Genomic DNA, 9,598 nt, shown 5'->3' with positions numbered 1-9,598 from the left:
AGGCAATGCAGCCTCCAGACTCGCAGGCCCTGCAAAGCTGTGTTGCGCGCCTTTGACGTCCACCTTGCCAGGCCCGTGCACTTCGATATTGCCGCCGCTCAGACGGAGATAGCCGCCGCCGCTGGTGAGCAGAATCTCGTTCTTGGCCTGGAGGGTGACGGTGCCTTCGGTGGAAGTGATGGTCATGTCCTTCTCGGACGTGAGTTCCATGGCGTCACTCTGTGCCTGTACTTCCACCTTGCCCTTGGCAGTGAACAGCTTGATGCCGGCGCGCTGCACGAACAGCGAGAACTTCTCGGAGAGCGAGGCGATCAGGCTGCGGCCGGTGGCCAGGTTGATGTCTTCGCCGCTGGTGATGCTGAGTGACTTGCCCTGTGCCAGATGGGTGGATTCCGGCGTACTGAGCGCAATGCCCGCCGGCGAGCTGACATGCAGCCAGGGGGCGTTCAGGCGTGCAGCCTCACCACGGCCCCCCGCAGCGGCACTTGAGGCGGAGCTACCATCAAAGTCACTGCCACTGTCTTCCGCGCCATAGCGGCCTTGCGCATCTTCACTGGCCAGCTTGAGGTTATCGAGGGTCGCGAGCGCTTCCGCCTCATGGCTGGTAGCACTCTCACTGAGCGTATTGGAGAGCTGATAGGCGCTGGCCAATTGTTGCTGTGCGGGCGTCAGATCGAGCTGTTCACCACTGGCGGCAATCTGCCCCCAGCTGGTCAGCAGCAGCCCCTGATGCGCGCGAACCGCGCCATAGGCGTCCGAGCGCAGCTCGAAACCAGTGCCGCGGAAGCTGCCTCGTGTATTGCCCTGCTGATGGATCAGATAGCCGAGGTTGAGCTGGGACTTCTCGTGCTCCGAGTTCAGGCGCACGCGCTCCTGATCCGTCGCGTCATCGAACACCAGCTCGTTGTACTTGTTGCCGCGGTAGGTCTTGCTCTTGAGGCCGGAAAGCAAGCCGTTGGAGTGCCATTGTGGCGTCTGGTCGCCGTTGTAGACGCGTCCGGTGATCAGCGGCCGATCGGCATCGCCTTCGAGGAAATCGACGATGACTTCCTGACCGATACGCGGCACGAACACGCTGCCCCAGCCGGCACCGGCATTGGGCTGCGCAACACGCAGCCAGCAGCTGGCGTCGGCGGCGCCCTTCTCGCTGCGGTCCCAGTGGAACTGCACGCGCACGCGGTTGAGCGAGTCGGTGTGGATCTCTTCATTCTCGGGCCCGACGACAATCGCTGTCTGCGGGCCACCCAGGTTGGGGCGCGGGTGATCGAGAGACGGGCGATACGGCTGGCTGAGGCGCTGGGATTCGAAGTCGATCAGATACTGGCCGGTGCCGACGCCGTCGTAATCTTCATCGGCGGCGTCTTCCAGGCCATGTGCCTTGCGAGCACTCGCCATGCGCGATTGCAGGCTGCCGGGCAGGGTCTTGAGGTGCGCGGAGACCGGCAACGCGTTCTCGGCGCAGATCGTGAGGCCCAGCACGAGAAATTCACGTTCGCTGGAATCGCCATCTTCGTGGCGTGCATGCTGACTGAGCTCGAACCAGCGGCCGACTTCCAGTTGACGCGCACCACCGGCGCCGTAAAAGCGCTTGGCGCGCGATTCGTGAGCTTCCAGGCGGTTGACCGTCAGGCGCTCACCGCGTGAGTAATCGTCAAAATAGTATTCGCCGGGATAGTCGTAGACTTCCTGCTCGCTGAGGTTGCCCTGGTCGCTACGCGTGTCCTGACCGGAACGCTTTTCCAGACCCGGTTGCTTGTAATCGAAGGTTCCGAGGCTGACGCGCGTCGGTTGCTGCTGACGGCGACCGCTCCACTGGGTGATGGAATCTTCCAGTTCGGTGGCATCCTGACGGTGGAAGCGGATCACCTGCGGCTCGACCGGTGCGCAGGTCGCGACATCGTCGGTGATGACGAGGCGGTGGCCATTGAAGTCGCTATCGTCACTGGCATGTTCGAAGTAGTAGAACAGCCCTTCCTGCTCCATCAGGCGATTGACGAACTGGAAGTCGCTCTCACGATATTGGACGCAGTAGCTGCGCGCCGGATACTCACGGCGCAGATCCAACCGCCAGCCACCCTGGGCTTCGCCTTGCGCGATGGCGTGCTTCGAGAACACCGACTCGATGACTTCGACGGCGGTGAGGTCCTGGAAGATGCGGCTGTCGCGACCGAGCTTGAGCATCGCCATCCACGGCACCAGCGTCAGCTGGTAATAGAAGACGCCACCGTCCTCACCGAGCAGCGCGGCGGACTCGACCAGCCCCGAGAGCTTGCGGTAACTGCCATCGGCCTGACGCACCGAGAGTGCCGCCGGCTGCGCCATCAGGGTCTTGAGTTCGATATCACCGTTCTGGGAGATGCAGTCGAGGGTATAGGCGAAGGGACGCGACATGCGCTCTTCCCCCACCAGGCGGTGCGGAATGAAGTCCGCGCCGCTCATCTCAAGCGTAAGCAGGCGCTCGTTCTGATCCAGTGAAATCTCGAACGACTCCAGCAGGCTATCCAGCCAGGAATTCTCTGCCATCCTTAACATCCTCACGGTGCGCGCGCTTGTTCGCTCGGCAAGCGAGCGCACCGGCTTGTTCAGTTCGGGTCATGCGTCTCAAGACGCAGCGATGTTCAACACAGGACGAGCACAGTCAGCACAGCGCCGTCAGCGCAAACCGGCACAGGGCGTGAGTGTCAGCATCCGGGTCCGGGTATCGTCCCGCAGCGACACGACCAGGGCGCTGTCGTTGTCTTCCAGTTCCGCGATCGCCAGTACCAGCGCCAACGCAAGCCAGGCATCTCCCGGCCAGCCGCAGAAGCTGTCGAGCGTGGTGCCATCCTCGATCATGTCCAGCCCCGGCCAGCGATTCATCAGGCTGGTGCCGGCTTCCACCGCGCGACCGGGCAGCCCGAGGCTATCCATCACCAGACGCATGGGCTCGAACGGCTCGCGGGTAGAGGCATGCTCGTCATTTTCCGCCTGCACGGGCCACTGGCGTTCGATCAGCTGCATCAGCGGTGCCGGCGAGCGGCGCAGCTCTCGGCTGCCCCGCGCCGGATGGGTCAGCGTTGCCGCCAGCGGCACCTGCCAGCCCTGCAAGGGCGCCGGTGAGTCAGGCGCGAGGCGCTCGAAGAGCAGCGCCGCGACAGCCTCACCGGGAAACAGACCGCTCGGGCGGGAGGCATACGCCAGCTGACCGCGCCGCGACAGCTCCGAGACGCTGCTGTCGAACAGCAGTGAATCGACGCTGAGCCAGATGACATGCGGCATGCCGCCCGACGCTTCGGCGGCCAGCAGTTCATGCAGGTCCTGTTCGGCCGCCGCACGATGCGAGACGCTGCCCAGCGCGTCGGCGAAGGGCGTGGCCGCCACCGTCTCGCGCAAGCGTGCGATGAACCCCTCCACCAGGCTGGCATGACGGATCGGCGCACTCAGCACGATATCGAAGGGCGCGCCCTCCGGCAGCGCTTCCAGCATCAGCAGCGCGTCGATGATCAGGGCCTGGATCAAGGTCTCGAGCCGCTGATGGCGGCGATCGAGACGTGCCACCTGCTCGCCGGAGGCAGGCGATGCGCCCGCCTGCCCCAGCGCGATTTCGTGCACCAGCAGGCCATAGCCATCCGGGCCACGCAGGGTCGCGGAGATCTCGGCCGCGGCCGATGACGGCAGCTGCCCCTTGGCCACCGCCCCTGCCGAGGTCAGCGCCACGCCATCCAGCAGACACAGGGTGTCGGTGCGGTAGTCGCTGCGCAGCTTGGTGACCGGCGCCTCGGGCTCTGCCGGGCGCACCTGCTGCAGGCGGTCATAGATCGAGCTCTTGAACATCATCAGTGATCATCACGCCGCTGAGTGCCCAGGGTTTCACGGATGCCGTCGACGACATGTTCCTCGCGGATGACATCACGCAGCCATTCTTCCAGCGGCATGCGACCCCAGCGCACGGCGCGTTCGACCAGATACGGCACCGGGCTGTGCGGCTCGCTGCCCTTGAAGTACTGGGCGACGCCATTGAGCATGTCGAAGGCTTCCTCGCGGGTCTGCGGCGTGGTGCGCAGTGCCGCCGGTGCCATGCCCGCCTGTGCGGACGGCGTGACACTCGCATCCCCAGTGGTGGCATCGCCACTTGCGGCGTCCGTCACTTCTGCATCGCTCTCGGCAGATGCCTGGGCCTCATCGTCCAGGCTGACCCCGCGCTCGCCCAGCAGTCGCTCGATCAACTGGGTGCAATCCGCCAGTCCACGCTGCAGCTGACTGAAGGTCGGCGCGCTCACCCCCAGCTGGGCATTGAGCTGCGCCACCAGACCGGCCAGCGCCTGCTGGCACTTGACGATCTGCTGGTGACGCTCGCGGAAGGTCGCCGTCTCGGTCAGCACCACGGAGCGCTGGAAGATATCGGCATTGATCTTGCCATCCGCCAGCGCGCCTTCCATGGCATCCACGTCGGTACGCGCCAGGTTCTCGACCTGACGCGACTCCTCATAGCGGTCGAGCCCGTAGAGCTGCCCTTCCACCAGCGGCAAGGTGCCGATCATGCCGGCGAGGGTGTCATCCAGCCAGGTCAGACGTGCGACACGCTCTTCATCCCCTTCCTCGAGCGTCGGGTAAAGCGTCTCCCAGTACTGCTCACACAGCGCCGTCATCAGCTCCAATCCCCAGGCCAGGCCCGTGAAGTGATCACGATGCGCCAGGCCTTCGCAAAGCCAGCCCGCCAGCGACAGGTCCTTGCTCTGCTCGGCCAGACCGTCGGCAGTCAACGAGATGACGGCGTTCCAGTCGGACTTCTTGAGATCGGCCTGCCATTCGCCCTGGCTCAGGTAGGCCGGGTCTGCGCGACGCGCTTCCTTGATCTCATCAAAGAGCAGCGAGAACCCCAAGTCCTCTCCTGTCCCATGAGCGCCGATTGGCGCGAGCAGTTCATCGCGGTCCCATTCGTCGGCCATCTTGTCTCTCCTGAATCACGTGTTGATCGCGTTGCGAGGCAACGCCTGCGAAATCACTGTGGCGCAGTGCTGTTGTGTCAGAGCCAGTTAGCACAGCGCTATTGGTACAGCGCTATTGGCACAGGCCCTGTTGGCAAAGAACTGTTGGCAAAGAGCTGTTGGCACAGCACTGACAGCGCAATGATTTCGCAGGCGCTCATCGAGGCAAACGGGGATGCGCAAGGGGAAAACAGACATGCCGGGAGAGCCTTTCGCTCCCCCGGCATGCCTTCTACCCGGACGTGATATCCCCTGAAAACGAGCTCACGCCAGCACGCTGGCCAAGCCCCGGGATGCCACCCTCCTGTTCATGGGCGGCGACTCACGCCGCCGCGCCATGAGCCGATACTCAGGAGTAGACGCGGTTGCGCGTGCGGTCCCAACCACCGGTGATGTTACCGCCACCCTGGCCATCGCTGCGCTTCTGCTGGGTGTAGGTGACCTTGATACGCGCGAAGTTCAGCTTGATCTCTTCAGACGGCAGATCGTGACGCGAGTCGTGCACGGAATCGGTCGCACCGCCACCGCCGGCCTGGGAGAAGGACGCCATGCCTTCCAGGTCCACGGAAGACACGATGACTTCCTCAAGCTTCACTTCCATGTAACGCACCTGCTCGCCACCGGCACGGTGAACCTGCAGGGTGATTTCCTTGATGTGCTGGCCGCGGCAGCACGCTTCGAACAGCTTCGGAGAAGCCTTGTCGATGAACTTCTTGATCGCGAACTCACTCAGGTTGACGCGCTCGGCAGACGCGCCGCCCGCAGAGCTGGCCGTCGCGGAAGTCGCTTGGCTGGCGCCGAATTCAAAGCTCAGCAGCTCGATCCAGTCCTTGTGATTGGTGTCCAAGCTCTCGCCCGGGATGCCGTCGATCTTGAGATAGGCGTCAAAAGCCATGGTAAAACTCCATTTCAGTCATGTGATGGGTAGGCATCACGGGTAGCAGCACTCCCTGGCTGCCACCTGCAACGCGCGTTTGGACACGCTACCGCCAGGAGATGCCATCCAGGCACCGCCACTGCGTATGTCCATGCTTCTCCGCTCTCGTGCTCCGGGCCTGCCTTCAGGCCTGTCATCCAAGAGCTCGACTCCTCCATGAGTCGGCAAAGTGAAAACGGTTCAGCGCAGGCGCATCAGTTCAGCGCACGCACTTCAATCTCGACACGACGATTGGGCGCCAGACAGGCGATCTTGTCGGTGCGCGACATCTCGCCATCGCACTTGACCAGCGGACGATCACTGCCGGCCCCTTCCGCGCCGATCAGCTCACCCGGCAGCCCCTTGCCCACCAGATAGGTGCGCACGGTCTCGGCGCGCTGCAGTGAGATCCGACGGTTGGCAGTGGCGGACCCGATCGGGTCGGCGTGGCCGGTGATGGTGATGCGTCCCAGGTTCGGCGTATTGGAAAGTCGTTCGGCGATGGCATTCAGCTGACGCTGCCCCTCGCCCTGCAGCCCCGAGTAATCCGCACGCCCGAAAGCGAACAGGGTGTCGGATTCCAGCGTGATGGTCTCGACGGTGCTCAGGGAGCGGTCCAGCAGACCATCGATGTAGTTGCGACTGGATGACACCAGGAAGGTGTTGTCTTCCAGACGCGGCACGTCCGGGCGCACGACCTGCTCGGCATAGAAGTTGACCTGACGGCTGGCATATTCCAGATCACGGCTATCGCGCGGCACATCCTCCCCCTGGGTGATGGCCGGATACCAGTAGACCGGCATCTCGCTACGCAGCCAGTCCGGCTCGATGTCCTCGCGCGGCGTGCGCGACAGGGACAGGTAGGTCTTCAGGGTGTTGTTGCCGAAGTCCGCCAGCGCCTGGGCCGAGTTGTCACGTGGCTGGGCGTGGTCCTCGACACCCGGAACATGGATATCGGTCTCGCGCGGGCCATCCTCGCGGTCATGCACGCTGATGGTCGGCAGCATGAACAGCGACTGGTTGAGGTTGCTGGCGATCGGCACCAGCATCGTCTGACGCAGCGCGCCGAAATAGACGTCTCGCAGCGCGGGTTCCAGCGTCTCGCCTTCATAGAGCCCGAAACCGAGCGACCAGGGCACGCCATGCTCGTGATGGCGAGCATCGTAGCGGGCCGCGCTGTCGCGCAGGGCATCCAACGTCGCCCACTGGGCATAGGCATTCGGCTCGCCGGCATCTTCCTCGTAGGCGGCATCCAATGCCTGGTCCAGCGCGCCGAACTCGCGGGTATTGGCGGTGAAGGACACCGCCCAGGCCAGGCACATGGCCGCGGCGAGCGCCAGTGCCAGCCACACCCAACGCAGCTGACGCCGACGCTGGAGATTGGCACCACCATAAAGGCCGACCAAGTGCTGGTCCGGCAGCACCACCCGCGAGAACAGCCCCGAGACGAACAGCGGCTTGCCGTCCTGATGGCCCGGCGCATGACGCTCGGTGACGGCGAAGCGTGACGCCACGTTACGCCCGTGGGCTGCTGTGCTGGCCTGCCCCTCGGAGAGCGCGCTGGTGAAGTAGAAGCCGCGCAGCAGCGGTGCCGCCTGATAGGGATTGACCTTGAGCAGCTCGGTGACGAAATCGGTCAGGTGCGGAGCCAGCGCTTCCAGCTCACGCGGGAATTCCACCGCTGCCGGTGCCTCGCGGGTGCGCACGATGTCGCCCTCCACCAGACAGCGCTCACCGGTGCCCGCACAACGTGCCACCAGGCGAGTCATCGCCTCACTGAAACGAGTACGCCAATCCGCCTCGGCATAGCCCTGGTGCGGGAAGCTCATGCCCAGCACTTCATCGCGCTGCGCCGGGGCCAGCTGCGCATGGAACTCACGGAAGCCGGGAATGTGATCACTCTTGGTGAACACCAGGTAGATGGGCAGAGCCGCACCGAGACGCTCGTAGCTTTCCTGGATGCGCTCGCGCAGCTGATGTGCCAGTGCCTCGACGTCATTGCGGTTCTGGAGCACTTCATCGATGCTGACCGCGACGATCAACCCGTTGAGCGGCTGACGCGGACGATAGCGACGCAGCATGTCGAGGAAGGCACGCCACTTGCCGACTTCCTCCTCGGAGCTGACGTAACGTCCTGCGGTATCCAGCAGCACGGCCTCACTGCTGAAGAACCAGTCACAGTGACGGGTGCCGCCGATGCCCGCGACACGTGCGCTTTCGCGCTCCGCGAAGGGGAAATCCAGCCCTGAGCGCGAGACCAGCGTGCTCTTGCCCACCGCAGGCTGACCGATCACCAGATACCAGGGCAGCGTATAGAGCACGTCCCCCTGCCGGTTGAACCAGCCACCCCGCTTCTCGCTGGCACTCTTGCGCATGCGGTCCAGCGCCGCCAGCAGTCGCTCGCGCAGCAGGCTGACTTCCTCGCGGTCCTGGGGCGCGGCACTGAGCACGGCGTCATCGGCGTTCTGGATCAGCAACGACTCGACATCCTGACGCTCGCCCACCCCACGGTAGAGCAGCAACAGATAGAAGGCGGAGGCGACGAGGAATGCCAGAATGCCGACCAGCAGGCTATCCAGTGACGGGAAACCCAGGCTCACGCCGACGCCCCAGATCAGGAAGATGCCCAGGAAGAACAGCACGCCCAACCAATACGGGCGGTATTTGAGGATGTAGTACTTGAGAACGTGGAGCTTTAGCTTGTTCATGTCGGTGCCGATTCATCCTTGGATATGTCGCCGAATACCGTGTCGTCACTGCCCGCCCTTGCCCCCTGCGGCCCCGGGTCATCTTTCAGGTCATCTGACAGAGCGGCGATGTAGGCTCCCATGCCCAGTGTCGAGGCGTGAGACGCATCCAGCGGGCCAGCGTGAGGCTCCCCGCTTCCGAGCAGGCGCCAGCCACCGAGTGCCTCGGGGGCCGACTCGGCCAGGATGCGCAGTGCCTCCTGGTCATCGCGCGTGAAACGCACGAGCGTCGGGCGCATGAAGTCGTCGACGATCACGCTGATGTGCCCCGGCGCGCCATTGTCATGCTCCAGCCAGTGCAGCCACAGATCCGCCGCCGGACGCTTCAACGCGCGCTCCGGTGGCAGCGGCAATGCCACATGGCCCCGCTGGCCATGCCTGGCTGCCGACTGTCGGCGCAATGCCTGGATGTCGCGGGTCAATCTGCTGGCACTCACATCGGGAAAGCCACTGGCCAATGCACGCGTGAGGTCTCCATAGCGCACGTCTTCCAGAAAGCGCGCGAACAGACGCCGGTGCAGCTTGAGATCGGAATCATCCAGCGGGCGCAGCGCCTCGATGCCCGTGAGCAGACGCTCCTGCCCCTGCTGGGGGTCTGCGCAATGCATCACATCGCGCAACAACTCCCGCACCTGCCCCGCGAAGGTCTCGCCGAGGGTATGCACCCCGACACTGCCTTCCACCACCGGCGAGACAGCCAGCCGCTGGAAGACCAGCAGAGGGTAGCGTCGCCCGGAGGCGTCCTGCGAGGGCGACATGGCACCCATCAACCAGGCGCCACCGCTGGCACGGTAGTGAAAGAAGCACAGCGGCAAGGCGTCGAAGCGTGCCTCCCAGTCTTCGTCGCGCTCGGCCATGCGATTCAGCGCCCGCTGCCACCAGCCATCCAGTTCCCGAATGTCCTTGTGACCCGCGTGATAGGCGATGAAGTCCGCGCTGCCGGGCAGCTTGCCGAAGAAGCCGATCAT

At 64.2% G+C, this 9,598-nt stretch carries 6 protein-coding genes; all 6 read right to left on the bottom strand.

Annotated elements, in window-relative coordinates:
• Nucleotides 1-2,523: type VI secretion system Vgr family protein (locus PJK54_RS02025; protein WP_271302121.1), on the bottom strand; the 2,523-nt coding region annotated here is incomplete at its 3' end.
• A 129-nt stretch (nt 2,524-2,652) separates the two neighbouring features.
• Complete coding sequence (locus tag PJK54_RS02020) at nt 2,653-3,813, bottom strand: hypothetical protein (RefSeq protein ID WP_271302120.1); 1,161 nt, start codon at nt 3,811-3,813, stop codon at nt 2,653-2,655.
• A gap of 2 nt (nt 3,814-3,815) precedes the next feature.
• Nucleotides 3,816-4,928: a type VI secretion system protein TssA gene (gene tssA, locus PJK54_RS02015; RefSeq protein WP_271302119.1), complete on the bottom strand. Its 1,113-nt coding sequence runs from the start codon at nt 4,926-4,928 to the stop codon at nt 3,816-3,818.
• A gap of 388 nt (nt 4,929-5,316) precedes the next feature.
• Nucleotides 5,317-5,862: an Hcp family type VI secretion system effector gene (locus PJK54_RS02010; protein ID WP_065392475.1), complete on the bottom strand. Its 546-nt coding sequence runs from the start codon at nt 5,860-5,862 to the stop codon at nt 5,317-5,319.
• 236 nt (nt 5,863-6,098) lie between these two features.
• Nucleotides 6,099-8,591: a type VI secretion system membrane subunit TssM gene (gene tssM / locus PJK54_RS02005; RefSeq protein ID WP_271302118.1), complete on the bottom strand. Its 2,493-nt coding sequence runs from the start codon at nt 8,589-8,591 to the stop codon at nt 6,099-6,101.
• Complete coding sequence (tagF, locus tag PJK54_RS02000; protein ID WP_271302117.1) at nt 8,588-9,598, bottom strand: type VI secretion system-associated protein TagF; 1,011 nt, start codon at nt 9,596-9,598, stop codon at nt 8,588-8,590. Before tagF ends, tssM begins: the two co-directional genes overlap by 4 nt.

Source organism: Cobetia sp. MMG027 (assembly GCF_027947415.1).
Lineage (GTDB): Bacteria > Pseudomonadota > Gammaproteobacteria > Pseudomonadales > Halomonadaceae > Cobetia > Cobetia marina.
Note: the sequence above shows the minus strand (reverse complement) of the source record. Positions and strands in the feature narration are given on the sequence as shown.

Excerpts from the sequence above, each read along its gene's own strand:
- PJK54_RS02020 (WP_271302120.1), bottom strand. The coding sequence starts at position 3,813 with ATGTTCAAGAGCTCGATCTATGACCGCCTGCAGCAGGTGCGCCCGGCA.
- tssA (WP_271302119.1), bottom strand. The coding sequence starts at position 4,928 with ATGGCCGACGAATGGGACCGCGATGAACTGCTCGCGCCAATCGGCGCT.
- PJK54_RS02010 (WP_065392475.1), bottom strand. The coding sequence starts at position 5,862 with ATGGCTTTTGACGCCTATCTCAAGATCGACGGCATCCCGGGCGAGAGC.
- tssM (WP_271302118.1), bottom strand. The coding sequence starts at position 8,591 with ATGAACAAGCTAAAGCTCCACGTTCTCAAGTACTACATCCTCAAATAC.
- tagF (WP_271302117.1), bottom strand. The coding sequence starts at position 9,598 with ATGATCGGCTTCTTCGGCAAGCTGCCCGGCAGCGCGGACTTCATCGCC.